This is a genomic window from Paraburkholderia dioscoreae, from assembly GCF_902459535.1.
Taxonomy (GTDB): Bacteria; Pseudomonadota; Gammaproteobacteria; order Burkholderiales; family Burkholderiaceae; genus Paraburkholderia; species Paraburkholderia dioscoreae.
Window position 1 is genome coordinate 3,661,778 of the sequence record NZ_LR699553.1, and the last position, 26,195, is coordinate 3,687,972.

Annotated in this window: 21 protein-coding genes and 1 pseudogene; 11 read left to right on the top strand and 11 right to left on the bottom strand. The window is 64.1% G+C overall.

What is annotated here, in order from left to right; all coding sequences use genetic code 11:
* Positions 1-3: 3 nt before the first annotated feature.
* Positions 4-1,395 carry a CoA transferase gene (locus tag PDMSB3_RS16510; protein ID WP_165186972.1) on the bottom strand — a complete coding sequence of 464 codons (1,392 nt, stop codon included), beginning with the start codon at positions 1,393-1,395 and terminating at the stop codon, positions 4-6.
* Positions 1,396-1,511: 116 nt separating this feature from the next.
* On the opposite strand from PDMSB3_RS16510, the gene PDMSB3_RS16515 reads away from it, so the two are divergent.
* Entirely contained in the window at positions 1,512-2,753 is a 1,242-nt protein-coding gene (locus PDMSB3_RS16515; protein WP_165186973.1) for a citrate/2-methylcitrate synthase, read from the top strand.
* A 36-nt stretch (positions 2,754-2,789) separates the two neighbouring features.
* Here PDMSB3_RS16515 and PDMSB3_RS16520 read toward each other — a convergent pair whose 3' ends face one another.
* Positions 2,790-3,095: a DUF2917 domain-containing protein gene (locus tag PDMSB3_RS16520; protein WP_165186974.1), complete on the bottom strand. Its 306-nt coding sequence runs from the start codon at positions 3,093-3,095 to the stop codon at positions 2,790-2,792.
* A gap of 210 nt (positions 3,096-3,305) precedes the next feature.
* On the opposite strand from PDMSB3_RS16520, the gene PDMSB3_RS16525 reads away from it, so the two are divergent.
* From PDMSB3_RS16525 to PDMSB3_RS16535, 3 genes and pseudogenes are all read left to right on the top strand, one after another.
* Entirely contained in the window at positions 3,306-4,724 is a 1,419-nt protein-coding gene (locus PDMSB3_RS16525) for an aminotransferase-like domain-containing protein (protein WP_007180597.1), read from the top strand.
* Between the two features lie 98 nt (positions 4,725-4,822).
* A pseudogene (mdtD, locus tag PDMSB3_RS16530) lies at positions 4,823-6,295 on the top strand (multidrug transporter subunit MdtD); the annotation flags it as partial.
* Positions 6,296-6,545: 250 nt separating this feature from the next.
* Positions 6,546-7,820, top strand: coding sequence for an EAL domain-containing protein (locus PDMSB3_RS16535; RefSeq protein WP_165187497.1), 1,275 nt, complete (start codon positions 6,546-6,548; stop codon positions 7,818-7,820).
* Here PDMSB3_RS16535 and PDMSB3_RS16540 read toward each other — a convergent pair.
* Positions 7,776-8,762, bottom strand: a complete 987-nt coding sequence (locus tag PDMSB3_RS16540) for a sigma-70 family RNA polymerase sigma factor (RefSeq protein WP_007180594.1) — start codon at positions 8,760-8,762, stop codon at positions 7,776-7,778. The two genes, PDMSB3_RS16535 and PDMSB3_RS16540, sit on opposite strands and share 45 nt — an antisense overlap.
* 250 nt (positions 8,763-9,012) lie before the next feature.
* On the opposite strand from PDMSB3_RS16540, the gene clpP reads away from it, so the two are divergent.
* Together clpP and PDMSB3_RS16550 are read left to right on the top strand one after the other, a co-directional pair.
* Positions 9,013-9,660, top strand: a complete 648-nt coding sequence (gene clpP / locus PDMSB3_RS16545; protein WP_165186975.1) for an ATP-dependent Clp endopeptidase proteolytic subunit ClpP — start codon at positions 9,013-9,015, stop codon at positions 9,658-9,660.
* A gap of 248 nt (positions 9,661-9,908) precedes the next feature.
* Positions 9,909-11,348, top strand: a complete 1,440-nt coding sequence (locus PDMSB3_RS16550) for an NYN domain-containing protein (RefSeq protein ID WP_007180592.1) — start codon at positions 9,909-9,911, stop codon at positions 11,346-11,348.
* 347 nt (positions 11,349-11,695) lie between these two features.
* Here the strand turns inward: PDMSB3_RS16550 and PDMSB3_RS16555 are convergent, their stop codons facing one another.
* From PDMSB3_RS16555 to xseA, 7 genes are all read right to left on the bottom strand, one after another.
* A complete protein-coding gene (locus tag PDMSB3_RS16555) occupies positions 11,696-13,465 on the bottom strand; it encodes a hypothetical protein (protein WP_007180591.1) in 1,770 nt (589 codons plus the stop codon).
* A gap of 260 nt (positions 13,466-13,725) precedes the next feature.
* Positions 13,726-14,283 carry a glycine zipper family protein gene (locus PDMSB3_RS16560; RefSeq protein WP_007180590.1) on the bottom strand — a complete coding sequence of 186 codons (558 nt, stop codon included), beginning with the start codon at positions 14,281-14,283 and terminating at the stop codon, positions 13,726-13,728.
* A gap of 318 nt (positions 14,284-14,601) precedes the next feature.
* The gene (gene katG, locus PDMSB3_RS16565) at positions 14,602-16,863 is read right to left on the bottom strand and encodes a catalase/peroxidase HPI (protein WP_007180589.1); all 2,262 of its coding nucleotides are present in this window, start codon (positions 16,861-16,863) and stop codon (positions 14,602-14,604) included.
* A gap of 501 nt (positions 16,864-17,364) precedes the next feature.
* On the bottom strand, positions 17,365-17,739 hold the full coding sequence (locus tag PDMSB3_RS16570; RefSeq protein WP_007180588.1) for a DUF190 domain-containing protein: 375 nt from the start codon (positions 17,737-17,739) through the stop codon (positions 17,365-17,367).
* Between the two features lie 113 nt (positions 17,740-17,852).
* A complete protein-coding gene (locus PDMSB3_RS16575; protein ID WP_007180587.1) occupies positions 17,853-18,191 on the bottom strand; it encodes a DUF190 domain-containing protein in 339 nt (112 codons plus the stop codon).
* A 223-nt stretch (positions 18,192-18,414) separates the two neighbouring features.
* Positions 18,415-18,993 carry a superoxide dismutase [Fe] gene (sodB, locus tag PDMSB3_RS16580; protein ID WP_007180586.1) on the bottom strand — a complete coding sequence of 193 codons (579 nt, stop codon included), beginning with the start codon at positions 18,991-18,993 and terminating at the stop codon, positions 18,415-18,417.
* Between the two features lie 218 nt (positions 18,994-19,211).
* Positions 19,212-20,591 carry an exodeoxyribonuclease VII large subunit gene (xseA, locus tag PDMSB3_RS16585; protein ID WP_007180585.1) on the bottom strand — a complete coding sequence of 460 codons (1,380 nt, stop codon included), beginning with the start codon at positions 20,589-20,591 and terminating at the stop codon, positions 19,212-19,214.
* A 567-nt stretch (positions 20,592-21,158) separates the two neighbouring features.
* Between xseA and lpxK the strand changes: the two genes are divergently transcribed.
* From lpxK to PDMSB3_RS16610, 5 genes are all read left to right on the top strand, one after another.
* The gene (gene lpxK / locus PDMSB3_RS16590; protein WP_007180584.1) at positions 21,159-22,175 is read left to right on the top strand and encodes a tetraacyldisaccharide 4'-kinase; all 1,017 of its coding nucleotides are present in this window, start codon (positions 21,159-21,161) and stop codon (positions 22,173-22,175) included.
* Positions 22,156-22,359, top strand: coding sequence for a Trm112 family protein (locus PDMSB3_RS16595; RefSeq protein ID WP_007180583.1), 204 nt, complete (start codon positions 22,156-22,158; stop codon positions 22,357-22,359). The genes lpxK and PDMSB3_RS16595 overlap by 20 nt, the downstream gene beginning before the upstream one ends.
* Positions 22,360-22,531: 172 nt before the next feature.
* A complete protein-coding gene (kdsB, locus tag PDMSB3_RS16600) occupies positions 22,532-23,332 on the top strand; it encodes a 3-deoxy-manno-octulosonate cytidylyltransferase (RefSeq protein WP_007180582.1) in 801 nt (266 codons plus the stop codon).
* A gap of 213 nt (positions 23,333-23,545) precedes the next feature.
* Positions 23,546-24,211 carry an adenylate kinase gene (gene adk / locus PDMSB3_RS16605; RefSeq protein WP_007180581.1) on the top strand — a complete coding sequence of 222 codons (666 nt, stop codon included), beginning with the start codon at positions 23,546-23,548 and terminating at the stop codon, positions 24,209-24,211.
* A 269-nt stretch (positions 24,212-24,480) separates the two neighbouring features.
* Positions 24,481-25,239 (top strand): 3-hydroxyacyl-CoA dehydrogenase, encoded by a 759-nt coding sequence (locus tag PDMSB3_RS16610; protein ID WP_007180580.1) that lies wholly within the window; start codon positions 24,481-24,483, stop codon positions 25,237-25,239.
* Positions 25,240-25,351: 112 nt separating this feature from the next.
* Here the strand turns inward: PDMSB3_RS16610 and PDMSB3_RS16615 are convergent, their stop codons facing one another.
* Complete coding sequence (locus tag PDMSB3_RS16615) at positions 25,352-26,194, bottom strand: SirB1 family protein (RefSeq protein ID WP_165186976.1); 843 nt, start codon at positions 26,192-26,194, stop codon at positions 25,352-25,354.
* Position 26,195: the final 1 nt, after the last annotated feature.

Consider the following 26,195-nt stretch of genomic DNA (forward strand, 5'->3'; position numbering starts at 1 on the left):
ACCTCACTCCCACCTGGCCTCGTGCGCGCCCACCCGGCTCGGCGGCAGCGCGAAAAACGCAGGCGTCTCGCCCAGCACCTCGGCCGGCTGCACTCCCAGCACGCGGCCAAACTCCGACTCCACGCTCGCGAGGCAATCGCGCACATCATCAAGCGCCACGTCGGGCGCTTTCCAGCCCTCGGGAATCTGCCCGAACGACTGCAGCCACCGGCCCGTTTGCGCGAGCGAGACGCGCACATGCCAGCTTCCGCCTTCGGTTGCCCGCCGTGCCAACGCGGCCATCGCACCGAAAGCCGCCAGATACCCGGTCGCATGATCCAGCGCCTGACACGGCAGATGCTTTGGCTCGTGCCACCCCGCCGCCTCACGTTCGGTAAAGGCAATTCCGCTCGCCGACTGCACCAGGCTGTCGAACCCGCGCCGCTGCGCCCAAGATCCCTCGTGACCATAGGCCGACACCGAAACGTAGACGATCCCCGGCCGCACACGCGCCAGTTCCTCGGGACCGAAACCGCGCGCGGCCAGCGCTCCCGGGCGATATGCCTGTAGAAATACATCGGCATTACCGGCAAGGCCGCGCAAAACCTCGCGCCCCGCCGCTTCGCGCAGATCGACCAGCGCCGAACGCTTGCCGCGCCCGTTGTCGATCACCAGCGGCGCAATATTCGGCAGATGCGGCCCGTTGATCATCAGCACCTGCGCGCCATGCTGCGCGAGCGCGCGCCCGGCGACGGGCCCGGCAATGATGCGCGACAGATCCAGCACGCGCACCCCCGCCAGCGGCCGGTCCGCGCCACGCTGAGCGGGCGGCTCGGCCGGCGCGTCGCCGATGCGCTCGATCTCGAAGAGCGGCAAGCCCGCAATCGCTTTGGCCTGATCGAGCGCGGCCCACTCATCGGGCGTGCGAATCAACGCGGCGCACAGACCCGCGTCGGCGAGCGTCTGGTCGAGCGTCGCACCGTCCCAGCCGCGAATCGCGGCGGCCACCGCGTCCCGATCGTTCGCGCAGCCAAGTACGTTCAATACCCCCTGCAGATGATGCGGGAAGTTCGTGTGCAGTTGAATCCAGCGGCCATCGCGCGTCTCGTAGAAGCCCATCACCGGATCGCGCAGGGCGGGCGGCGGGCCGTCGTTGATACGCAAATAGCGTTCGCTGCGAAACGACGCCAGCGCGCGCCGCATCTCCACCGTCACGTGTTGCCTGCGCCCGGTGCGCAGACGGTGATATTCGGCAGCCGCGAGTCCGGTCGCGGCGATGCTCACCGAAGCCAGGGTGCCCACCCGGTAGACGGATGGCAAGCCGGGATCCGCGCCCGCGAGCGTGACAGACCTCAGCGCGCTCGGGTCGCACCCGGCGAGAGTCCAGATATGTTTGAGAGCGAATTCAGGCGTCATGGCGTTCCATAACAGAGCAGAAGGAAGTGCACCGAGTCTAGAAGTCCGCCACGCCGCAATCAATCTTGATTATGATAATCAATATATATTGATTTCTTCGGTTTCCGCGCCTTTCCATGTCGACCTCGAATTCCCTGACCGCTGCTGAAGCCGCCGCCACGCTCGGCATCAGCCTGCCTACGCTCTACGCCTATGTGAGCCGCGGCATGCTGAGTTCGTCGCCGGATGCGCAAGGCAAGCATCGTCTCTACGACGCCGGCGAAGTGCGCCGTCTCGCGCGCCGCAAGGAAGACGGCAAACGCGCCGGCAAGGTCGCGCAGAAGGTGCTCGACTGGGGCGTGCCGGTGCTCGAATCGTCGATCACGCTGGTCGCCGAGGGCCGGCTGCTGTATCGCGGGCACGACGCGATGGAACTGGCGCAAAGTGCCTCGCTCGAGGAGATTGCCGCGTTGCTGTGGGAATGCAGCGCGAGGCGGATTGCCGATGCGCCGGCCGTGCCGTTCGCCACCGCTCAGTGGGCCGCGTGGCTCAAGCTGTGGAGCGACAGCACGCCGCTCGATCGCGCGCTCGTGCTGTTGCCGGCCGCGGCGGCGCAAATGCCGCGGGTGTGGGCGCTCGGCCGTGACGCGCAACTCGATACGGCCTGCGCCGTCATGCGTCTGCTGACCGCCGCGACGATCTCGGCGGCGCCGTCGAACGAGCCGCTGCATCGGCAGTTGGCTTCAACGTGGCATGTGCGGAACCGGCAGCAGGCTAACGTGCTGCGCGCGGCGCTGGTGGCCTGCGCGGATCATGAGTTGAATGCGTCGACCTTCACCGTGCGCTGTATCACCTCGACGGGGGCGCACCTGTTCGGCGCGGTGGCCGGCGGCCTCGCCGCATTGTCGGGCCCGCGTCATGGCGGCGAAACGGTGCGCGTCGGCGCGCTGCTCGAAGAAGCGTCGCGCGCGCCCGATCTCGACCGTTATCTGGCGAACCGCCTCGCGCGCCACGAACACGGCGTGCATGGGCCGATCCTGTCGGGCTTCGGTCATCCGCTTTATCCGGAAGGCGACCCTCGCGCGCGGCTACTGTTAGGCATGCTCGCCGACTGCGCGCCCGCGCGTTCGCCGCTGGCTGAAGTGCTGGGATTGGCGCGCACGGTCCGCGATACGACCGGCGCCGAGCCGACCGTGGATTTCGCGCTCGCCGCCATCGAGCGGGTGCTGGCGCTGCCGGCCGGAGCCGCTTTCACGCTGTTCGCGGTGGGCCGGACAGTCGGCTGGATTGCCCACGCGATGGAACAGACGCGCGACGGCCGGTTGATCCGGCCGCGGGCGCGCTACATCGGGGAATACGAGGCCGCCGGGCGCGATTGAGACGCTGCCGACTCGACGCACCCACTCGACGAATGGTCAGGCCGCACCCAGCCAGCGCGGCAGCCAGTTCAGCACCGGCATACGCGGCGCCGGCCTCGTGGCGGAACGCAAGGAGCCGCTCGCCAGCGCAAAACGCGCCCCGGCCTGTCCTGCGCTGATCCACGCCACCGTCTGGCGCGGCAGCTCGATCGACTCGCCTGCAGCGAGCCAGTGATCCTTGCTGTCACCCTCGACAGTCAGCCAGATTTCGCCCGAGATCACCTTGAAGATCGACGGACGCGCGACACGCCAGGCCGCCGTGGGCTCGCCATGTTCCAATTCGAAAATCCGCACTTCACGCATCGCCTTTCCCCTTCGAAGAACTTTTCTGTTGTACCGATTATTGACGTGCGATGATCGAATACCCATGCACAGTTCAGAACACTTTAGTCGGAACTGTTCAGTCGAAAAACCGGACAGTTGGCGGGAAGCGTGTGCCGTTCGTGGTGTGGCGTTCGTGAATGGAAAGCTCGGGAGCACCCGCCGCGCCGCCCGGTGAAGGAAAAGATCCACATGAAACTCGAAATTCAACTCGATCGGGACAACGGCGTACCGCTGACCGAACAGATCGTCGCGGGCGTCACGACGTGGATCCGGTCGCGTACCGCGCACCCGGGCTCGAAGTTGCCGTCGATCCGCCAGTTCGCCACCGATTACGACGTGAGCCGCTTTCCAGTGATCGAGGCTTACGACCGGCTGGTGTCGCTCGGCTATATCGACTCGCGCCACGGCTCCGGCTTCTACGTCTCCGACCGGCAGCCCGCGGGCACGCATTGCCAGGGCACCTCGGACCCGCGCCGCGCCGAAGGCGAATCGGACCATCTCTTGCAGCAGTTCAACCACCCCGGCGAAACGCTCAAGCTGGGCAGCGGTTTTATCCCCGAAGCGTGGCGCGACATGGATAGCATCGCGCAGGCGATTCGCCACGTGTCGCGCACCGACCCGGCGAGCATGGTCGACTACGCCACCCCGCTCGGCAACCTGACTTTGCGCGAGCACCTGCAAAGCCGCATCGGCCAGTTGGGGATACAGGCGGATGCGTCGCAGATTCTGATCACCAACGGCGCAAGCCAGGCATTCGATCTGCTGATGCGCTACATGCTCAAGGCAGGCGACACGATCTTTGTCGAAGACCCCGGCTACTACAACCTTTACGGGCTGCTGAAGCTGCACGGCGTGAAATTGATCGGCATTCCGCGCACGCGTAACGGCCCCGATCTGGACGTGATGCAGGAACAGTTGAAGTCGCACCGGCCCAAGCTGCTGTTCATCAACACCGTGTTCCACAATCCGACCGGCACCACGGTGGCGCCGCCGGTGGCCTTCCGGCTGTTGCAACTGGCGCGCGAGCACGGCTTCTCGATCATCGAGGACGATATCTATGCCGACTTCCAGACCGACCTCACCGATCGCCTCGCCACGCTCGATCAACTCGAACACGTGATCTACGTGGGCGGCCTGTCGAAGACGCTGTCTTCGTCGCTGCGGATAGGCTGTGTGGTGGCGAGCCACGCCATCATCAAAGATCTGGTCGACATCAAGATGCTGACGAGCATCGGCGGTTCGCGGTTCGCCGAAGCAGTGGCCGTGTCGATGCTGGAGCGCGGCGCGTATCGCAAGTATCTGGAGCGCCTGCGGCGGCGTATGCGCGACGCGCTCGGCTCGACGATCCAGACGCTCGAGGACGCCGGCTGGGACATTTTCGACAAACCCGTGGGCGGGAAATTCGTGTGGGCTCGCGTGCCGCATGTGGCCAATGCGGAGCGGCTGGTGGAGTGCGGTGCGCCGCTTGGGGTGACCGTCGTGCCGGGCAATTACTTCCGGCCGAATATGGAGGTCAGTCCGTGGACCAGGATTCACATTGCGTTCGGAAACGACCCGCGTGCGCGGGCGTTCTTTCGTGCGGCGGCGGCGTTGCCGGCGTCGGGGTGAGGCGTCGGGGTCTGCAATCACCGCGCTTCTGGCCCGATCCCAACTCCACGCCCTCTGCGCACGGTGGCGCTTTTCCCTAGAATAGCGAGTCCCACCCCGTCTCGCGCGCCCAGCCGCCCTCCATGTCCACGCCGACTCCGTCCGCTCCCACGCCCAGTACCCCTTCCCCACGCTCGCTCACGGTGATGCTGTGGGTCGTCGCTACCGGCTTCTTCATGCAGACGCTCGACTCGACCATCGTCAACACCGCGCTCCCCGCGATGGCGACGAGCCTCGGCGAGTTGCCGCTGCGCATGCAATCGGTGGTGATCGCCTATTCGCTGACGATGGCCGTGATGATCCCCGTGTCAGGCTGGCTCGCCGACAAGCTCGGCACGCGCCGCGTGTTCTTCAGCGCGATCCTGGTGTTTGCAGTCGCCTCGTTGCTGTGCGCGAACGCGCATACCCTGAATCAGCTCGTGGCTTTCCGCATCATGCAAGGCGTGGGCGGCGCCATGCTGTTGCCGGTCGGCCGGCTCGCGGTACTGCGTACCTTTCCGGCAGAACGCTATCTGCCGGCGCTCTCGTTCGTGGCGATCCCCGGTCTGATCGGACCGCTGATCGGCCCCACGCTCGGCGGCTGGCTCGTGAAGATCGCCTCGTGGCACTGGATCTTTCTGATCAACGTGCCGGTGGGCATCGTAGGTTGCATCGCCACGTTTATCTTCATGCCGGATAGCCGCAACGAGCACGTCGGCAAGTTCGACATGAAAGGCTACTTGCTGCTGATCCTGGGCATGGTGGCAATTTCGTTCGCGCTCGACGGCCGCACCGAATTCGGCATTCAGCACGCCACAGTGCTGGTGCTGCTGATCCTGAGCCTTGCCTGCTTTGTCGCCTACGGCTTGCACGCCGTGAGCGAGCCCTCGCCGATTTTCTCGCTCGACCTCTTCAAGATCCACACCTTCAGCGTGGGCCTGCTGGGCAATCTGTTCGCGCGGATCGGCAGCGGCGCGATGCCTTATCTGATTCCTCTGCTATTGCAGGTGAGTCTCGGCTATAGCGCCTTCGAAGCCGGCCTGATGATGCTGCCGGTGGCAGCCGCGGGCATGGCGTCCAAACGTCTCGTGACGACGCTGATCATCAAGTACAGCTATCGGCGCGTGCTGATCATCAACACGGTGCTGGTCGGCTTGACGATGGCAAGCTTCGCGCTCACCGCCGCGAACCAGCCGCTGTGGCTGCGGCTTGTGCAACTGGCACTCTTCGGCGGCGCCAACTCGATCCAGTTCACCGCGATGAACACGCTGACGCTCAAGGATCTGGGCACCGGCGGCGCGAGCAGCGGCAACAGCCTGTTTTCACTGGTCCAGATGCTGTCGATGAGTCTCGGCGTGACGGTGGCCGGCGCCCTGCTCGCCACCTTCACCGGCCTGCTGCCGCGTGTGACGGCCGCCAATTCGCTGCCCGCATTTCACGCGACGTTCCTGTGTGTCGGCATCATCACGGCGGGCTCGTCGTGGATCTTTGCGCAACTGTCGCCGGACATCCGCACGCCCGCGAAAAAGACCGATCCCTCCGAACGAACCTGATGTTCGCTGGCCCGCAGCCGACCCGCAACGGGGCGCGGGCCGCACCAGCGAAGTGCGAATCGTCGCGCTCGCGCCCGCGCTGGCGCACAATCGTCTTATCTGAGGGTGATCTGACTGGGACACTCGGGCATGCGTGCTGTGTTTCCGCACGCGCATAGTTCTTGCTCGGCTATCCTGTAAACTCACATTTTGCGCATGCGGACTCGTGTCGAGCATGCAGGCGCGCCGCCACCTCCACACGACTGACATGATGAGCATGATCGAACTCGATCCTCCCGGCTTCCAGCCGCCGCGCCCAATGGCCGGCGACGAGGGCTCCCGGCGCACCGTTCTGTACGGCGGCTACACTGTTTTCAGCGTGTTCCAGCCGGTTTTCTCCGTGTCGCACCGGCGCGCGATCGGTTATCACGCTTCGCTGCGCGCCCGCGACGAACACGGCTTGCAAGTGCCCTCGCACGAAGTTTTCACGCAAGCCGCGCGGCGCGGCGACCTGCTCGAACTCGGACGGCTCGCTGAATCGCTGCATCTGGGCAACTTCAACGCGTTCGACAGCCACGACGAATGGCTCTTCCTGAGCCTGCACCCGGCCGCGCTGATGGACACCAGCTACGGCGACGCGCTGCTGGCAGGCCTCAAGGCGCTCGGCCTGCCTCCGCAGCGCGTGGTACTCGAAGTTTCCGAACAGGCGGGCGGTGAAACTACGCGTTTTGCCGAAATCATCGATGCGCTGCGCAAATCCGGCTTCCTGATCGCGCTCGACGGCTTTGGCGCGAAGCATTCGAACATTGACCGTGTGTGGAATCTGCGGCCGGACATCGTCACGCTCGACCGCTGCATTCTCGCGCAAGCCAGCGAACACTCGCATATTGAACGCGTGCTGCCGGGCCTCGTCTCGCTGCTGCACGAATCCGGCCAGCTGGTGCTGATGGGCGGCCTGACCACCGAACGCGACGCGCTGATCGCCCTCGAATGCAACGTGGACTTCGTGCAAGGCGCGTTTTTCGCGGGCCCGAGCGTCGAACCGGTCAAGCCGCAAGCGGCGGCCGGCTTGATGGACTCGCTCTCCGCAGCGCTGCGTGAGCGGGTCGCCGCGCGCGAGCGTGCACAGTCCGCACGGCTCGCGCCGTACGTCACCGCGCTCGAGACGGCAGCCGCGCAACTGGTGGCCGGCGAGTCGGTCGCGCAAGCCACCGCATCGCTCCTCACGCTCGGCGAGACGGCACGCTGCTTCGTGCTGGACGGTTCGGGCCGGCAGATCGGCGACAACGTGCTGCCGTCGGGGCGCGCCTCGCAACGCGCCAAGCGTTTCCGCCCGCTGCTGCATTCGGAAGGCGCGAGTTGGGAGCGCCGGCCGTACTTTATCCAGGCGATGCGCGTGCCCGGCCAGGTGCACCTCACCCCGCCCTACCTGTCGATCAATGAAGCTCACCTGTGCGTGACCGCCTCGATCGCCGCGCATACGCCGACGGGCACACAGGTGCTATGCGTGGACATCAACTGGGAAGTCGCCGCCCACCGGAATTGACGTCAAGGCGCTCTGCTGGATCCGCGCAAGCAGTTGCCTGACTGCGGCGCGGCCCAGCATGCGGTTGGCGGCCCGCAAGCGCGCCGAACTGGTCACCACGCGCATGGCGACGATCTTTGCGGAGCCATCCGCGAAGCTGTTCGTGGATATGTCGAGAACGCCGACCACCTCGCCCTCGAAGAGCAACGCAACACACAATGTGCCCGCGACCGACACCGTCTCGGCGTTGCTGGCATGCTCGACGAGCGACGTTACCGTATCCATCCACCCGGCCATTGCCGGTTCCGGCGCGCTCACCGGCGTGCACAAAGGCGCGTCGCTGACGACCTCCGGCGCGTCACTAAAGAGCCGCAGCAGGCCGGCTCGATCCTGCGCCTCAAGCGCTGTGCGCAAGCGTTCCACGATCCGCGCATGCGCGGCCGGGTCGGGCCGCTCCACCGGCGCACCCGCCCGTTGCAGACGCGCTTTGGCCCGATGGACGATCTGCCGGCAGGCGGCAGGCGTGCGCTCGAGAATCGCCGCGATCTCAGCGTAATCACAGTCGAAGGCTTCGTGCAGCACGAATGCCGCGCGTTCGTCGGGTTTCAGCCGCTCAAGCAGCAGCATCACGCCATAGGACATCTCCGCCGCGCGCAAGGCCAGTTCCTCGGCCGATGGCGCGACTTCGTCGAGCCACGGTTCCGGCAACCAGCCGGCGGCCTGCGACGCGCGTTCGCGCTGCACATGACGCAGCCGGTCGATCGCCGCGCGCGTGGTGATCGTGGTAAGCCAGGCGGCCGGTGTCTGCACCTCCTGCGTGTCTGCGAGGTGCCATTTCAGGCCGACGTCTTGCACCACGTCTTCTGCTTCGGCGCGGCTGCCGAGCATTCGGTACGCCAGCGCGAGCAGGCGGGCGCGCACGGCCTCGAAGCTGGATGCCTTCTCGATTGCTTTTTCCGTCATAAGTAGACCTCCAGATCGTGAGCGGTGAAAAGTGCGCGGCGCCTTGCCTGCGATCTTGTCCGGGCGCGCGCCAGCAGCGTCATTCCTTTCGACTTGACGGCTGGGCACGGATCGATGTGACAGCGTCGCGCAAAAATATTTCTGTCACATCGTTCCGTGCCGCGCCGTCATAAGGGCAACAACCGGCGCATTGAATGCGCGGGTGCTCCGCACAACTCACCGTCACCCGGGCGGCATACGCGAGGTCAACATGCATAGCAGCTACCCAACCATCACCGGCCTTGGCCTCGTGCCCACCGTGATCGAACAGTCCGGTCGCGGCGAGCGCGCCTATGACATCTATTCGCGTCTGCTGCGCGAGCGCATCGTATTTCTCGTTGGGCCCGTGAACGAGCAGTCGGCCAGCGTGATTGTCGCGCAGTTGCTGTTTCTGGAATCCGAGAATCCCGACAAGGATATTTCTTTTTACATCAATTCGCCGGGCGGTTCCGTATACGACGGCCTCGCGATCTACGACACCATGCAGTTCATCAAACCGGAGGTCTCCACGTTGTGCACCGGCTTTGCCGCGAGCATGGGAACCTTCCTTCTGACCGCCGGCCAGCGCGGCAAGCGGTATGCGTTGCCGAACGCACGCATCATGATCCACCAGCCGTCAGGCGGCAGCCAGGGCACGGCGGCAGACGTCGAGATCCAGGCGAAGGAAGTGCTCTATCTGCGAGAGCGCCTGAATGCCATGATGGCCGAGCGCACCGGCCGCAGCATTGAGGAAATTGCCCGCGATACCGACCGCGACAACTTTATGTCGGCACACGCGGCCAAAACGTATGGTCTCGTCGACGAGGTGCTGGAAACGCGCGCAGCGTTAGATGCGTCTCCGTATCTCCACGACAGGTAGCGCGGTGACGCCTGGCAGATCCATCGCACACCGCCGGGCTAGCGTGTCGAATTGTTTCGTCGCAAGGCGCGCCTCGGCGTGAACCGCCCTGAAAAACCGTGGAAAACGTCGCAGAGAGCCGGCGTCATTCCGGGTTCAGGCCGCCTACACCGGCACGCGCGCTGAACACAAAAACTGATCACCTCCGCTGGAATCGCTATCATGGTCGCGATTCGTCGAATTTGACGATCGCTTCAATGGAGATATACATGGCGTCATCCAACGAAACCGTCAGCATGGCGCTGTTCTGCGATTTCGAAAACGTCGCGCTCGGCGTGCGCGACGCGAAATATGACAAGTTCGATATCAAGCTGGTGCTTGAACGGCTGCTGCTCAAGGGCAGCATTGTCGTGAAGAAAGCGTACTGCGACTGGGACCGCTACAAGAGTTTCAAAGGCGCGATGCACGAAGCCAATTTCGAATTGATCGAAATTCCGCACGTGCGCCAGTCGGGCAAGAATTCCGCCGACATCCGGCTCGTGGTCGACGCGCTCGACCTTTGCTACACGAAATCGCACGTCAATACGTTCGTCATCATCAGCGGCGACTCTGACTTTTCGCCGCTGGTGTCGAAGCTGCGCGAGAACGCCAAGCAGGTGATCGGCGTCGGCGTGCAGCAATCCACGTCGGATCTGCTGGTCGCGAACTGCGACGAGTTCTTCTTTTACGATGACCTCGTGCGGGAAAGCCAGCGCACGGTCGCCAAACGCGAGTCGTCGCGTCCGCCCCAGGCCGCCCAGCCGGCGGCCAAACGCGCACCCGACGAAGAGAAAACCCGCAACAAGGAAGATCTCGAAAAACGCCGCACCAAGGCCGTCGAGATCGCGGTGCAAACGTTCGACGCGCTTGCGTCGGAACGCGGCGATAGCGGCAAGATCTGGGCGTCGGTACTGAAGAACGCGATCAAACGCCGCAAGCCGGATTTCAACGAGACGTACTACGGTTTTCGCGCCTTCGGCAATCTGCTGGAAGAAGCTCATGCCCGCGGACTGCTCGAATTCGGCCGCGACGAGAAGTCCGGCGCATATGTCTATCGGAGTTCGGTTGCGAATGCGGCTGGCGAGAACGCGAGCGAGGCCGCCGAGGCTGCCGAGTCGGCGGAACAGTTGTATGAGGCGCAGGTCGCAGAAACGGTGAGCGCCGAGTCGGGCGGCAAGCACGAGTCGCGCCGCCGAGGGCGAGGCAATCGCAAGGCAGGCCGCGGCCAGCAGGAAACCGTTCACGAAGAACGTCATGCTACCGAGCACGGTGGCAGCGCTCAGGCCCAAACGGACAACCTGCACGCGCAAACGCCGAAAAACAGCGAGTTCGTTTTTGAACTGCCGGAAGCGCCGACGGCGTCGCCGGAAACTCTTGCGGCCGAAGTGTCGGGCGGCGTTGACAGCGGAGCCAACGAACCGCATACGGGTGGCAAACAACCCGCGCGCCGTAAAGAACGCGCACCTCGCAAGACGGCTGCGAAAAAAGCAAAGAAAGCCGAGCCGCGAAGCATCGATGATATTCCGGAAATCGCGGCGCCTGCTGAAACGGCGGCGGCCCCTTCTGCCACGGCGGAAGAAGCGTCCGCGCCGGCAAAAAAGGCCGCACGCAAAGCTGCGCCGCGCAGTCGTCGTCCGCGCAAGACCGCTGCCACGGGTGACGTGCAGTAAGCGTCGCACGTCAGCGCGGCGGCCGGTGTCGCTGCCTGCCTGGCATCGCTGCCCCAGCATCGCGGCCTCGGCATCGCGGCCCGGCGTTTAATGTGCGCCCGGCGGCAAAAGAATGCGCCCGCTCCCTGCGAGCGGTACGCTTCCCGCACTGAGCAATGCATTACGACGCGCGTGAACCCAGCGTGAAACAGAAAGCCCCTGTATCCGGAAAACCGGACACAGGGGCTTCTTTTCACACGCGATCCGAACCGTCGCAGGCTAACCGCCAACACTACGTCCCACCGCCTACGCGAACACGCTCAGCAACAACCGCATCCCGCCAAACGCAATACAAAAACCTCTTCCACTCACAGCAACCCAAACACCGCCACACCATTGGTAGCGCCGACATACACCTTGCCGCGCGCGATCATCGGCGTGATGAATTTGTTGCCCGCGCCCCATTGATCGCGCGTGCCGGCCTGGTTGCTGTTGTACAACTCGATGGCGAGATTGCCTGCGTTGTACGCGTGCAAAGCGCCGGTCGTGCCGTTTTCCGCCGCCCAGACAATGCCGTTGCTCGCGCCGTTCGCCGACACAGCCGGCGTCGCCCCCGGATACGCAAAAGTGGTCGGACTCCTCGATGCGGCAGTGGTCGCGAGCAACGCCCCCGAGACTGGCAGCGCCTTCAGGTTGTCGTTCAGGCCGCCGTAGTAAACCACGCCGTTGTAGTAAGCCGGCGATCCCCAGATGCCGCCCGCCAGCGTGCCGATCAACTCCTGCCAGATGTTGTTGGCGGCCGGGCTGAATTTTCCCATCGAATCACGATCGACGACGTAGATATGGTTGTCCTTGCCGGCCGCCACCGCGAGATGCTTGACAACGCCGCCCGCGGTCGTCTGGTCCGGCAGCACCATCGCGCCGCCCGAGCCAAAATCGTTGTCCGTGCCCGCTTCCTCGACGACGTTGGACATCGCGAAGTAATCGGTAACCTGCAGGTTGCCCACGGAGAGCTTCATCATCGAGTTGCCGAAGTCGCCATCGACAGGAAAGCCCTGTGCATTCAGCGTGGTGCCGAACGTGCCGTTGCCATCCACCACGTAGAGCGAGGTGCCGTCCGATGCCATGCCCGAGCCGGCCATCCAGATCGAGCCCTGACTGCCGTTCGGCGTGATGTTGAGCACACTGGTCTGTTTCAGCGTGTCGGCGCTATAGGCCATCAGCCAGCCCGTGTACGCGCCCGACATGCAGTGCGCGGTCCAGCCCATGTAGATGTTGCCGCCAACCAGCGTGAGTGCCGCGCGCTCCGTATGCAGCGACGGGTTGAAGGTAATCACACCGTTCACGCTGCCCGCGCCGTTGCCCGGGTACGTTGCCGCAATTTCCGTCGGACCGCCCAGTACTTCGGCGCCGGTCGCGAGGTCAAGCGCATGCAGCCGGTGATGGTAGCCGCCACTCCCGTCTTTCGTCATGGCCACGGCGTACAGCACGCCATTCGTGCCGCGATTGCGGTCGATCACCGGCGTCGACGTAATGCCGATCTCCGGCGTGATGTCCTGGCAACCGTGGTCGTCGCTGGGCGTTTCACCGCTACCGATCAACGAGACCTTCCACAGTTGCGCGAACGACGTCGCGTCGTAGGCGTAGACGCTATCGTGTTCGGTGACCACGTACACCACATCGTGCGACGTACCGCCGATCGCCAGACTGGTGACGAAAAGCGGTTCTCCGTCGACCTTGCCGTCCGCGGCAAGAAACGCGACTTTGCCGAAGCTGGCCGAATTGACGTTGGCCGGCGTGAGGGTCGTCTCGGCGAGCATCTGACCGGTACGGCCGATATCGTTGTGATGCATGAGGACGTCGGTGGCGTAGGCTGTACCCGCTGTACCGGTCGATCCAGTGCCGGTGCTGCCCATTCCCGAACCGGTCCCGGCGCCACTGCCCGTGCCGCCCGAGCCTGAGCCCGAACCGCCCGCGGTGCCGCTCCCGCCAGCCGCGCCCGACGCCACGACGGGCGCGCCACCACCCCCGCCGCACGACACGAAACAGGAGGCGACGGCGATTAACGCCGCCACCGTACCCCGGCGGGACCATACACCCAGCCCGGACGTCTCAACGCCAGCTTGCGAGATTCGCATTTTCGCCTCGTCTCATGAACGATGCGACGGTCAACTCCGCACAACGAACGGTGCGCGTCGTGAATCACGTCGCGTGCCGCAAGAGAGGAGTTCGCCACGTGCGTCTTCCGATCGCTGGATGCGCTGGTCGCCCTTACGGATGATTAACCGTACGCTGTTTGCAAAGGCGTTTGCCGCCATCGTTTCGCCTCCCTCCGCCATACGTGGCAATACTTGAGGACGACGCGGCCTCGCTACAGCAGGCGTTCGATCGAACTCGATCAGTAGTACGGATAAGGGGCATAGATTACCGGCGGCGGCCCGTAGTAACGAGGCGGCGGCGCAACATATACCGGCTGCGGCGCGTAGACCGGCATCTGCGGCTGCGAGATCGTATTGCCCTTCGACGTCATGCATTGCGCGTACGCTGCGTCGTATCGCGCCTGCATGCTGTTGGCCGAATACTGCGCGCCGTTTGCGCCGGCCGCGCCGCCGAGCAGCAAGCCGCTGCCCGCGCCAATCGCAGCACCCGCGCCGGCATTGCCCGCCGCCGCGCCGATGAGCGCGCCGACAGCGGCACCGCCCAGCGTGCCGACGGCCGCGCTATTGACGCTGTTCGTAGTCGAACTCTGCGCGGCACCGGCCGCGTCCGACGCACGGTAGGCGTAATCGCGGCAGGAGTAGTCGTCCTGCTGGAACTGATTGAGCGGCTCGCCGCTGCGCGGCAGCGCAACAATGGAAGGACCGCTCGGCGGCACGACTGCGCAGCCGCCAAGGAGCGCCAGTGCGAGCGCGCCTGCCGGCAGGGCGACGCGTGTCGATTTGAGACTTGAGATCATAGGGGCGCACGTTTCTTCATGGGAGAAACATACGTTAGGCCAATTTGCGTGCGGCTTGTTTACGAGATAGTTACCGTATTTTTTCTTTATCTATCCGGACACGCCGCCGACGGGCTGAAAGCACGTGGTGAGCATGGACGCGGTTACCAACTGTGACAAAGAGTCATCCGTCGCAGAACGCCCGATAAAGACGCGCCCGGCCGGTCCGGTTCCGCAAAAACCAAAGCCTTTGCGACCGGGACCACGTCATCGATCTGAGTCGGCAGACGCTTTGCGAGGCCCCGCCAGGAACATGCTCCGGCGGGGCTCCTCGACCAGTCAGGCAATCTCGAACCGGTCCAGATCCATCACTTTGGCCCAGGCTGCAACGAAGTCGCGGACGAATTTCTCCTGCGCGTCCTCGCTTGCATAGACTTCGCATAAAGCCCTGAGCTGAGCATGCGACCCAAAGACCAGATCGACACGCGTGCCCGTCCATTTGAGCTCGCCGCTCTTGCGATCTCGCCCCTCGAACACGTCCCTGGCCAGCGACAGCGGCTTCCATTCCGTGCCCATGTCGAGCAGGTTACGGAAGAAGTCATTGGACAGCGTCTCCGGCCGGTGCGTGAATACACCGTGCGAATCCTGCCCTGCGTGAACGTTCAAGGCGCGCAAGCCGCCGATCAGCACCGTCATCTCCGGCGCCGTCAGCGTCAGCAATTGCGCCTTGTCGATCAGCAAGGCCTCCGCCGGAGCGCGATACTTGCCCTGGAGGTAGTTGCGGAAGCCATCGGCGAGCGGTTCGAGCGCCGCGACGGATTGCACGTCGGTCTGCTCCTGCGAGGCATCCATGCGGCCCGGCGAGAAAGGCACGCTCACCTGCTGGCCGGCGCTCTTTGCCGCCTGTTCGATAGCGGCGGCGCCACCCAGCACGATCAGGTCGGCCAGCGAAATCTTCTTGCCACCAGACTGCGAGCCGTTGAACTCGCTCTGAATACCTTCGAGGACTTTCAGCACCTTCGCCAGTTGCTCAGGCTGATTGACTGGCCAGTCTTTCTGCGGCGCGAGGCGAATGCGCGCACCGTTGGCGCCGCCGCGCTTGTCCGAGCCGCGGAAAGTGGAAGCCGAAGCCCACGCCGTCGACACCAGCTGCGAGACTGACAGCCCCGACGCCAGAATCTTCTGCTTGAGCGAGGCGATATCCTGCCCGTTCACCAGCGGATGGTCGAGCGCCGGAATCGGGTCCTGCCAGATCAGTTCTTCGGCCGGCACTTCCGGGCCGAGATAGCGGGTGCGCGGTCCCATGTCGCGGTGGGTCAGCTTGAACCAGGCGCGGGAGAAGGCATCGGCAAGCTCGTCCGGATTCTCCAGAAACCGCCGCGAAATCTTCTCGTAGACGGGATCGAAGCGCAGCGAGAGGTCGGTGGTGAGCATGGTCGGCCGCAGCTTCTTCGAGGGGTCGTGAGCGTGCGGGATCGTTTCGCCGGCGTCCTTGGCAACCCACTGATGCGCGCCTGCGGGGCTCTTGGTCAGCTCCCATTCGTACTTGAACAGGTTTTCGAAGAAGCCATTGCCCCACTTCGTGGGCGTGGTGGTCCAGGTGACTTCCAGACCGCTCGTGATCGTGTCGCCGCCCTTGCCGGTGCCGAAGCTGTTCTTCCAGCCCAGCCCCTGGTTCTCGAGATCGGCCGCCTCGGGTTCGGGGCCGACGTTGTCGGCGGGACCGGCGCCGTGCGTCTTGCCGAAGGTGTGACCACCGGCGATCAGCGCGACAGTCTCTTCGTCGTTCATGGCCATGCGAGCGAAGGTTTCGCGAATGTCGTGCGCCGCGGCGAGCGGGTCCGGATTGCCGTCGGGGCCTTCCGGGTTGACATAGATGAGGCCCATCTGCACGGCGCCCAGCGGATTTTCGAGGTTTCGCCCGCTGTTGTCGCGGCTCACCTCTTCGCCGTGTTTTTCTTCGTCGGCGACGATCACGCCACCGTCGTCGTTATCGCCGGCCGCGCCTTTGCCGTAGCGGACGTCGCCGCCCAGCCAGGTCTTCTCGTTGCCCCAGTAGACGTCCAGATCCGGCTCCCACGTGTCCTCCCGGCCGCCCGCGAAACCGAAGGTCTTAAAGCCCATGGTTTCGAGCGCGACGTTACCCGTGAGAATCAACAGGTCGGCCCAGGAAATCTTCTGGCCGTACTTTTGCTTGATCGGCCAGAGCAGGCGGCGCGCCTTGTCCAGGCTGACGTTGTCCGGCCAACTGTTGAGCGGCGCAAACCGTTGCTGACCGCGCCCAGCGCCGCCGCGGCCGTCGCCGATGCGATACGTGCCGGCGCTGTGCCAGGCCATGCGGATGAACAGCGGCCCGTAGTGGCCGAAGTCCGCGGGCCACCAGTCCTGCGAGTCGGTCATCAGAGCGGCCAGGTCTTTCTTCACGGCAGCCAGATCGAGGCTCCTGAACGCCTCGGCATAGTTGAAGCTGCCATCCATCGGGTTGGACTTGCCGGAGTGCTGGCTGAGCAGATCCAGTCGCAACTGCTTCGGCCACCAGTCACGGTTCGTGGTGCCGCTGCCGGCGGCATGGTTGAACGGACACTTTGCTTCGCTTGACATGCGATACCTCCTTGGGGAGACGTACACTTGGGTGTTCTACTGTGGCGTCAGACTTCCGGACGCATCGGCCATCCGGCGCCGGTGGGCCTGTCTGAAAACCTCGTGGTGCACGCTTTCTGGTGTGCCGCTGCCGATCACCCGACGCACATAATCGTGCTGCGACGCGGGATGTTCGTAGCGGGAATTGGACGAGAATGGCTCACCTCTTCAGACCTGCTGCGATCTGAAATATACGTGAGAGTCTCTCGCAATAGAAAGCGGTTCTTGCAATGTCATCGATAGGTCGTGACTATAACTTGGCCGTCGGAAAATCGCTTGCTCGGTGCCGGGAGAGCGCCGTTGTGATCGACGCGAAGAGTGGGTAGAAGTTCGACAATCACGCACGCCCTGGCGAGCGAATGCAGATAGTCAACCGCGTGGATTGACGCAAGGCAACTGGCCCGGGTTATTTACTTAGGTATCCGATGGTTTTTCGATGTGCAGGCGCATGCAAGGCCCATGTCACTCCTCATCCGTCGATCGGCCGAACAGCGAAAAAAGCTTCGACGGTTTATGCGGAACGTCTTCGCCGATGACACCGAACTCGACCGGCAAACGCATGTAGAAAACGTGCACGTTTTCGGCGCGCACCAGATCGAGAAGCTGCTCCGCTTCGGTTTCGGTCACGGCAAGAATGATCTGCACCGGCTGATCGTCGAGTTTGAGCATGCGGGCCGCGTGACGCGAACCGGCGTGGCCGATGCCTTCGGCGCAATTGATGACGGTCGCGCCGCTGATCCCGAGCCGCCGGACCTCGTGCAGCAGCCATTCGCACACGGTTTGATGGCCGTGCTTCCTGTTCTGCTCTGTATAGAACGTCAGTTGATAGCCGTTCATCGTATATCTCCGCCGCCCGACGCCGGGCCGCACCCCATCGCCTGATTCATTCTAGCCCATGACCCACGAGACAGATGCGCGAGCGTAGCATCCCGGCACCGGCGCGGCCCACGCTACTCACCGCCCTCTTCCGCGCTTGCGCCAAGCACTTCGTATTCGACAGGACAGCGCGTGTAGAAGAGCTGAACGCCGCCGTGCCGGAGAGTATCGAGCAGCGCGTCGATGCGTTCATCTTCCGCCGCCACCGTGACGACGACGGGCTGGTCGACCAGTTCAAAAAACCGCGCCGCATGGTACTTGCCATGCGCGTCGATGCTTTCGCTCACCTCGATCACCGTGGCGCCCTCGATGCCGGCTTCCTTCGTCTTCTCCAGAATCCAGTCGATGACGGTCATGTGACTCTTGCGGTGACTCTGATTGGCTGCAAACAACGTCAATTGACTGCCTTTCATGAGGAACTCCGATCGGTCCATGAAGAATGCGCGAGTGGTCTGCGCGCAGCATGCCGGGCCTGCCTGGCAAACTCATACTAACCCCCGGGCAAAACGCTCGCTCGAATGTTGCCCGATGCGAAAGGCAGGCACAAAAAAGCCCTCGCGCGGAGGGCTTTCATCCAGGCTACGGCTTGCAAAGTTTATTGCGGGAGACTGCGTTCGCCTTTGCGCAACCGCAAACTCACGCGAAGTTCTTCGACGCGAATTCCCAGTTGACGATATTCCAGTACGCTTCGACGAACTTCGGACGCGCATTGCGGTAATCGATGTAGTAAGCGTGCTCCCATACGTCGATCGTCAGCAGTGCCTTGGCGTCGGTGGTCAGCGGCGTGGCGGCGTTGCTGGTCGACACCAGGTCGAGCGAACCGTCGGGCTTCTTCACGAGCCATGCCCAACCCGAGCCGAACGTGCCGACTGCGGTCTTGGCGAATTCTTCCTTGAACTTGTCGAACGAACCCCACTTGGCGTTGATCGCGTCAGCGAGTGCGCCGCTCGGAGCACCGCCACCTTGCGGCGACAGGCTGTTCCAGAAGAACGTGTGGTTCCACACTTGAGCCGCGTTGTTGAACACACCGCCCGATGCCTTCTTGACGATTTCCTCCAGCGACAGATTTTCGAACTCCGTGCCCTTGATCAGATTGTTCAGGTTGGTCACATAGGTCTGGTGATGCTTGCCGTAGTGAAACTCGAGCGTCTCTTCCGACATGTGCGGAACGAGTGCGTTTTTCGCGAACGGCAGCGGTGGGAGCGTATGTTCCATGGTGCTTTCCTTCTCAGTATCTGTTGTGGGGGGAGTCTGCGGATAACGCTATAGAGCACTCGATTGTAGGCGACTTGGAATAACCCCGCAAACCAACGGACTTTATGTCCGGCATCGGCAAACATGCTGCACACATAGCGTAATTAATGCATTCGCACACCGTGTGCCAGGGCACTGCAAGCGTCAAAAGTACTGGCGCCCGCCCCGTGGGGGAAGTGTCAGAATCCGTCGGTCAGGCGCGGCTGCACATCCGCGAGCGCGATGTCCGCGGCGCCTTCCGCGAGATGCACCGTAAGGCGCCGCCCGGGTTTCAACGACGACGGCGCACGCACCGCGCGCCCGCTCTGCGCATCGAGCACCGCCGCATAACCACGCTCGAGCGTGCGCTGCGGGCTCAGCACTTCGAGACGCGCGGCAAGCGTGTCGATGCGCGCGGTCTGACGTTCATGCTGGCGTAACAAAGCCATGTCCAGACGCTGCGCGAGATTGCCGAGCTTCGCCTGATGCCCGGCGAGATCAGGGCGCCAACGTTGCCAGCGCATCTGTAGCAGCGAAAACCGCGCTCTTGCATCACGTACCGGGCGCGTGCCCGCCGACGCGAGCCGCACGCTCAGTTGCTGCAAATGAGTGCGTTGCCGCGCGAGACGCTCAGCCGGCGACACCAGCCTGCGCGCGAGCCAGTCGAGTTGCTGCGCGCGCCGCTCCATCATGCGGCCGAAACCGCGTGCGAGTGTCGCGTGGCGATGGTCGAGCTCGCGCAACAGCAGCACGCGCTGCGGACTCACCAGTTCGGCGGCGCCGGTGGGCGTCGGCGCGCGCACATCGGCGGCGAAATCGGCGATCGTGAAATCGGTTTCGTGACCCACGCCGCTCACCACCGGAATGGCGCTTTCGGCGATCGCGCGCGCCAGCACTTCTTCGTTGAACGCCCACAGGTCTTCGATCGAGCCGCCGCCACGGCAGACGATCAGCACGTCGACTTCGCGCCTTGCGTTGGCGGCATCGACCATCGCGGCGAGCTTCGCGCTCACGCCTGCGCCCTGCACCGGCGCCGGATAGACGATCACCGGAATGTGCGGCGCGCGGCGCGACAGCGTGGTCAGGACATCGCGCAAGGCGGCGGCCTGCAAGGACGTCACGATGCCGATTGCTCGCGGATGCGACGGCAACGGGCGCTTTCGTTCGGCGGCAAAGAGACCCTCGGCTTCGAGCTGCGCTTTCAGCCGCAGGAACGCTTCATAGAGACGCCCCTGCCCTGTGCGCCGCACCGCCTCGACATTCAGTTGCAGCTCGCCGCGCGGCTCGTACATTGTCACCAAGGCGCGCACTTCAATGCGATCGCCTTCGCGCGGCGTGAATTCGGCGTATTGCGCTCGCCCGCGGAACATCACGCAGCGCATCTGCGCCTGCGCGTCCTTGATCGAGAAATACCAGTGGCCGCTCGCGGCGCGCGTGAAGTTCGACACTTCGCCGGCAACCCAGACCAGCGGGAACGAGCGTTCGAGCATCGTGCCGATTGCGCGATTGAGCGCCGAGACGGGGACGACGACTTCGCCGCCGGGCGCGGCCGACGAGAAAAAAGGGCTTTCGGGATTCATGCGAGGAATATGTGTGGCTGGCCGGACAGACGATAGACCGAGCGGCCATCGGCGTCCAGCGCGGCACTCGAATTGTTAAAAGTGTCCACATGGCGGGACCGAGCGGACGAAACCCGCCGGATTGCCCGCGCGGCCGCATGAATCGAAAGCATGTCTTTGATTTATATGGAGTTTATATCTCACTAAAGAGAATGATTGCCGATACCGGGCGCGCGGACCGGCCTTCTCCGCCCGTCCGATGGCAGGTTCTCCACAAAGTTATCCACAGGCCGTGGGCAACGCCGCTACTGCCGTTCCGGCGCGCGACGCACGGTTCGCGACTTGCCGGGCGGGACGCACGCGCGCTAGAGTGGCGGGTTCGACGGCATGCCGGATGGTGCGTAGCACCCGGCATCGCGGCACCTGCGCACGCGCGTCCGGTGCGGCACCTGTTTCACCTTTTGCCTCATTTTCGACAGTCCGGAGAACCGCGTTGATGCTTGCCCCGCGTATTGCGCCTAGCTCCTTCATGCCGCCGTGCCGGCGCTTTCCGGCGAGCGGCGTGCCGCTCGTCCGAGCAATCTGCCCATGAGCGAAATCAGCAACCGTCTCGAAGCGCGCCTTGCGCGCGAATGGCAACAACGCGGCCCGCTTGCATGGGCGCTGACACCGTTCGCCTGCGTGTTCGGCGCGATCGCCGCCGCGCGGCGCGCCGCCTTTTCGTTCGGCTGGTTGAAGTCGGTGCGCGTCGGCGTGCCCGTGGTGGTGGTCGGCAATGTGACGGTCGGCGGCACGGGAAAAACGCCGACCGTGATCGCGCTGGTCGAAGCGTTACGTGTCGCGGGCTTCCACCCCGGCGTGGTGTCGCGTGGCTACGGCGCGCGCGTGACGACGCCGACGCCGATCACGCCCGCATCGGCGGCGAGTGCGGGCGGCGACGAGCCGCTGCTGATCGCCCGCCGCACCGGCGCGCCGGTCTGGGTCTGCCCGGATCGCGTGGCCGCCGCGCAGGCACTGTGCGCCGCGCACCGCGATGTCGACGTGATCGTGAGCGACGACGGCTTGCAGCACTACCGGCTCCAGCGCGATGCCGAACTGGTCGTGTTCGATCACCGGCTCGGCGGCAACGGTTTTCTGCTGCCCGCCGGACCGCTGCGCGAGCCGCTGTCGCGCCGCCGCGACGCCACGCTCATCAATGATCCTTACGCACGCACGCTGCCCGCGTGGCCGAACACCTTCGCGTTGCAACTCGCGCCCGGCGACGCGTGGCATCTGGACAATCCCGCGTTGCGCCGTCCGCTCGCGCAGTTCAGTGGCGATCGCGTGCTGGCCGCGGCCGGCATCGGCGCGCCGGAACGCTTTTTCGCCACGCTGCGCGCCGCCGGCCTGACGCCGGCCACCCGCGCCCTGCCGGATCACTACGCGTTCGAGCGCAATCCGTTTACCGACGTGGACGCCGACACCATCCTGATAACAGAAAAGGATGCGGTAAAATTAGGGTCCTGGCACGACGCGCGCATCTGGATAGTCCCGGTTGAAGCCGCGCTCGATCATCGCCTCATTGCATTAGTTGTGGAGAAAGTCCGTGGACGCTCGCCTGCTTGAAATTCTCGTCTGCCCGATCTGCAAGGGCCCGCTCAGCTACGACCGCGCCGCGCAGGAACTGATCTGCAATGCGGACAAACTCGCCTATCCGATCCGCGACGGCATTCCCGTCATGCTCGTCGACGAGGCGCGGCAGACCGTGGAAGGCACGCCGGTCGATCTGAATCCGGGCTCCGTAGCTTAGGTTCGGCTCGCTCGCGCAGGGCGGCCGCCATGCGTGGTGTCCCGCATGTTGCGATCCGCCTGCGCCGTCTTTCCGGTCCGCCCCGCTGTCACGGCTACCGTGTATGCGCTGCCGCCTTCCTCCGGTTTCATCGCCGCCCGCTTTTCCGCCCGTCTTTGCGCCTGTCTTGCCGATGACCCACGCCAACACCACCACTCCTCCGTTCATCGCCGTCGTGCCGGCTCGCCTCGCGTCGACGCGTCTGCCCAACAAGCCGCTCGCCGACATCGGCGGCAAGCCGATGGTGGTGCGGGTCGCCGAACGCGCGCGCGAATCGGGCGCGCAGCAGGTGCTGGTCGCCTCGGACGCGCAGGCGGTGCTCGACGCCGCCCGCGATCACGGCTTCGAAGCCGTGTTGACGCGCGCGGACCATCCGTCCGGCACGGACCGTCTCGCGGAAGTCGCGGCGCAATTCGGCTGGAGCGACGACACGATCGTGGTCAACGTGCAGGGCGACGAGCCACTCATCGATCCGGCGCTCGTGTGCGGCGTCGCGTCGCACCTCGCGGCGAGCAGCGGTTGCGCGATCGCCACCGCAGCCCATCCGATCACCGACCCCGCCGAGATTTTCAATCCGAACGTCGTCAAGGTCGTGCTCGATGCGCGCGGCGTCGCGCTGTACTTCTCGCGCGCGCCGATACCGTGGGCACGCGACGCTTATCAGCCGCACTGGCCCAATGTCGCAGCGATGCCCACGCCTCCCGCGCCCGCGGTGGTCCACCGGCATATCGGCCTGTACGCGTATCGCGCGCAATTCCTGCGCACTTACCCAAGTCTCGCGATCTCGCCGATCGAACAGGTCGAAGCGCTCGAACAACTGCGCGCGATGTGGCACGGCGAACGGATCGCGGTACTCGTCACCCATGACGTGCCCCTGCCCGGCGTCGACACGCCCGCCGATCTCGCACGCGTGCAGGCTTTATTCGGGTCTTGAGCGGAAAAACCCGTGGCATAATCGGACGGTTGTGCGCGCCTCCCGAGACAAGCGAAAGTCAGGGTTTGCCCCGGTCGCGCCGTTGCGGTCCTGCAGCGCCGTCCAGTCGACGTGCAGCGCGAGACTCGTACCGGCAGCCGACGCGGAGCCTTCGACGCATCGTGGGACGGCTGCTGCGCCACCAAAGAATTCACATAGATCTGGAGATATCACATGCGTTTGATCCTTTTGGGTGCGCCCGGCGCGGGTAAGGGTACTCAGGCCACCTTCATCAAGGAAAAGTTCGGCATTCCGCAAATTTCCACCGGTGACATGCTGCGCGCAGCCGTCAAGGCAGGCACGCCGCTCGGCCTTGAAGCCAAGCGCTTCATGGACGCTGGTGAACTGGTCACGGACGAACTGATCATCAATCTGGTGAAAGAACGTCTGCAGCAGCCGGACTGCGCGAACGGTTATCTGTTCGACGGTTTTCCGCGCACCATTCCGCAAGCCGAGGCGATGAAGCAGGCCGGCGTCGCGATCGACTATGTGCTGGAAATCGACGTGCCGTTCGAGGAGATCATCGTGCGCATGAGCGGCCGCCGCTCGCACGCCGCGTCGGGCCGTACGTACCACGTCAAGTTCAATCCGCCGAAGGTCGAAGGCGTGGACGACGTGACCGGCGAACCGCTGATCCAGCGCGACGACGACAAGGAAGAAACGGTCAAGAAGCGTCTGGAAGTGTATGAGGCGCAGACCAAGCCGTTGATCGAGTACTACACCAACTGGGCGAAGAACGGCGATTCGTCGACCCCGCTGAAGGCACCGCAGTATCGCCGCATTTCGGGCCTCGGCAGCGTCGATGAAATTCGTGAACGTGCGTTTGAGGCGTTGAAGTAAGCTCGCTTCGCCCTGTGTTTGCCTCAGTGAAACCCGCCCTTGCCGGCGGGTTTTTTATTGCATCTCGCCGCGTGGATACGGCGTAGCTTGCTTCCCCGCTACGCCTTGAATTAGTTAGCCATCCATAACTGTCTGCTTTCGCGGCGCACGAATCGGGCGCCTTCAGGCAGCCGCCCGCAGCGCTTTCCGCGTTGCAGCATAGTCGTTACAATCGATCATCGAAAAAATATTCGATCCGGACATTAGTGAACCGTAGCAAAGGAGAAGACATGGAGATTCGTGACAATGTATTCCTGATCACCGGCGGTGCATCAGGTCTCGGCGCGGCCACGGCGCGCCTTCTCGTCGAAAACGGCGGCAAGGTGGTGCTCGCCGACCTGAATGTGGATGCCGGCGAAGCGCTCGCGAAAGAACTCGGCGGCGTGTTCGTCAAATGCGACGTCAGCCGCGAAGACGACGCCACTCAGGCCGTCGAAGCCGCCACCAGGCTCGGCACGCTGCGCGGTCTCGTCAATTGCGCGGGCGTTGCGCCCGCCATCAAAACGGTCGGCAAGGACGGCCCGCATCCGCTCGACTCTTTCACGCGCACCATTTCGATCAATCTGATCGGCACCTTCAACATGATCCGGCTCGCTGCCGCGGCCATGTCGAAGAACGAGCCGAATGCAAATGGCGAGCGCGGCGTGATCATCAATACGGCGTCCGTGGCGGCGTATGACGGCCAGATCGGCCAGGCGGCTTACGCGGCATCCAAGAGCGGCGTGGTCGGCATGACGCTGCCTATCGCACGTGACTTGTCGCGCAACGCGATCCGCGTGATGACCATTGCCCCGGGCATTTTCGAAACGCCCATGCTGCTCGGCATGCCGCAGGAAGTGCAGGACGCGCTCGGCGCGATGGTGCCGTTCCCACCGCGTCTCGGCAAACCGGCGGAGTACGCGATGCTGGCCAAGCAGATCTTCGACAACCCGATGCTCAACGGCGAAGTGATCCGTCTGGACGGCGCGATCCGCATGCAGCCGAAGTGACCATCATGCAGGCTGCTGCCTGATACGGGGCGCCAATAAAAAACGCCTGCACATGAATATGTGCAGGCGTTTTCTGTTTGAGCCGTTCTTTCTGACAGGCGTTGCACGGCGGCTAGTCGCGGTCGTTGTGTTGAGTACGCTGACGCAATTCATGCAGTTGCGACTCCACTACGGTCGCGTCTTCGGCATCCGGCTGGTCGCCGAGATAGCGCTCCAGGTCTTCGAGCGCGGGCCGCAGGTAATCGAGCCGCGCATAAGCGAAGCCGCGATCGCGCACTTCTTCGATACTCTCCGGCAGCAGGATCACGAGACGCTGCTGCACTGCCAGCAGGCGCTGCCAGCGTTCCGTCTGAAGATAGGTGGACTTCAGATTGCGCAGCATACGCGCGATGATCTCGCGGCGCGTGGCCGGCTGCAGCAGCATGCGCAGCGCCCTGCTCACCGATTCCCCAGCCGACGCCACATACGGTTCCAGCATCTCCACCATCTCCGACTCGGACAACGAGTGTCCGCTGGTCGGATCGAGCATCACGTCGCCGTCGGGCGTTGTCACGCGCAGCAGGAAGTGGCCGGGAAACGACACGCCGCGCGCCGGAATACCGATCTGCTCGGCCATCTCCAGATACAGCACCGCCAGCGAAATCGGAACGCCGCGGCGGCGCTTGAGCACCGCGTTCAGATGACTGTTGTCGGGGTCGTAATAATCGTTCAGATTGCTGGCGAAACCGAGCTCACGGAAGAAGAACCGGTTCAGTATGCCGACCTTCTGCTTGATGTCGGCGTCGTCCGGCATGCGCCGCTGCAGGCGCACCACCAACTCGTCGATCTCGGCGAGCGTGCCTTGCAGATCGAGATCGGGGTAAGCGTCCTGCGCGAGCGAGAGCGCCGCCTCGGTCAGCGGAAGACTGTCGTCTTCGGCGACCAGCGTGCTGAAATAGTCGAGAACTCGCGTCATC

Coding starts and splice junctions, on each gene's coding strand:
- PDMSB3_RS16510 (WP_165186972.1), bottom strand. CDS start 1,395: ATGACGCCTGAATTCGCTCTCAAACATATCTGGACTCTCGCCGGGTGC.
- PDMSB3_RS16515 (WP_165186973.1), top strand. CDS start 1,512: ATGTCGACCTCGAATTCCCTGACCGCTGCTGAAGCCGCCGCCACGCTC.
- PDMSB3_RS16520 (WP_165186974.1), bottom strand. CDS start 3,095: ATGCGTGAAGTGCGGATTTTCGAATTGGAACATGGCGAGCCCACGGCG.
- PDMSB3_RS16525 (WP_007180597.1), top strand. CDS start 3,306: ATGAAACTCGAAATTCAACTCGATCGGGACAACGGCGTACCGCTGACC.
- PDMSB3_RS16535 (WP_165187497.1), top strand. CDS start 6,546: ATGAGCATGATCGAACTCGATCCTCCCGGCTTCCAGCCGCCGCGCCCA.
- PDMSB3_RS16540 (WP_007180594.1), bottom strand. CDS start 8,762: ATGACGGAAAAAGCAATCGAGAAGGCATCCAGCTTCGAGGCCGTGCGC.
- clpP (WP_165186975.1), top strand. CDS start 9,013: ATGCATAGCAGCTACCCAACCATCACCGGCCTTGGCCTCGTGCCCACC.
- PDMSB3_RS16550 (WP_007180592.1), top strand. CDS start 9,909: ATGGCGTCATCCAACGAAACCGTCAGCATGGCGCTGTTCTGCGATTTC.
- PDMSB3_RS16555 (WP_007180591.1), bottom strand. CDS start 13,465: ATGCGAATCTCGCAAGCTGGCGTTGAGACGTCCGGGCTGGGTGTATGG.
- PDMSB3_RS16560 (WP_007180590.1), bottom strand. CDS start 14,283: ATGATCTCAAGTCTCAAATCGACACGCGTCGCCCTGCCGGCAGGCGCG.
- katG (WP_007180589.1), bottom strand. CDS start 16,863: ATGTCAAGCGAAGCAAAGTGTCCGTTCAACCATGCCGCCGGCAGCGGC.
- PDMSB3_RS16570 (WP_007180588.1), bottom strand. CDS start 17,739: ATGAACGGCTATCAACTGACGTTCTATACAGAGCAGAACAGGAAGCAC.
- PDMSB3_RS16575 (WP_007180587.1), bottom strand. CDS start 18,191: ATGAAAGGCAGTCAATTGACGTTGTTTGCAGCCAATCAGAGTCACCGC.
- sodB (WP_007180586.1), bottom strand. CDS start 18,993: ATGGAACATACGCTCCCACCGCTGCCGTTCGCGAAAAACGCACTCGTT.
- xseA (WP_007180585.1), bottom strand. CDS start 20,591: ATGAATCCCGAAAGCCCTTTTTTCTCGTCGGCCGCGCCCGGCGGCGAA.
- lpxK (WP_007180584.1), top strand. CDS start 21,159: ATGAGCGAAATCAGCAACCGTCTCGAAGCGCGCCTTGCGCGCGAATGG.
- kdsB (WP_007180582.1), top strand. CDS start 22,532: ATGACCCACGCCAACACCACCACTCCTCCGTTCATCGCCGTCGTGCCG.
- adk (WP_007180581.1), top strand. CDS start 23,546: ATGCGTTTGATCCTTTTGGGTGCGCCCGGCGCGGGTAAGGGTACTCAG.
- PDMSB3_RS16610 (WP_007180580.1), top strand. CDS start 24,481: ATGGAGATTCGTGACAATGTATTCCTGATCACCGGCGGTGCATCAGGT.
- PDMSB3_RS16615 (WP_165186976.1), bottom strand. CDS start 26,194: ATGACGCGAGTTCTCGACTATTTCAGCACGCTGGTCGCCGAAGACGAC.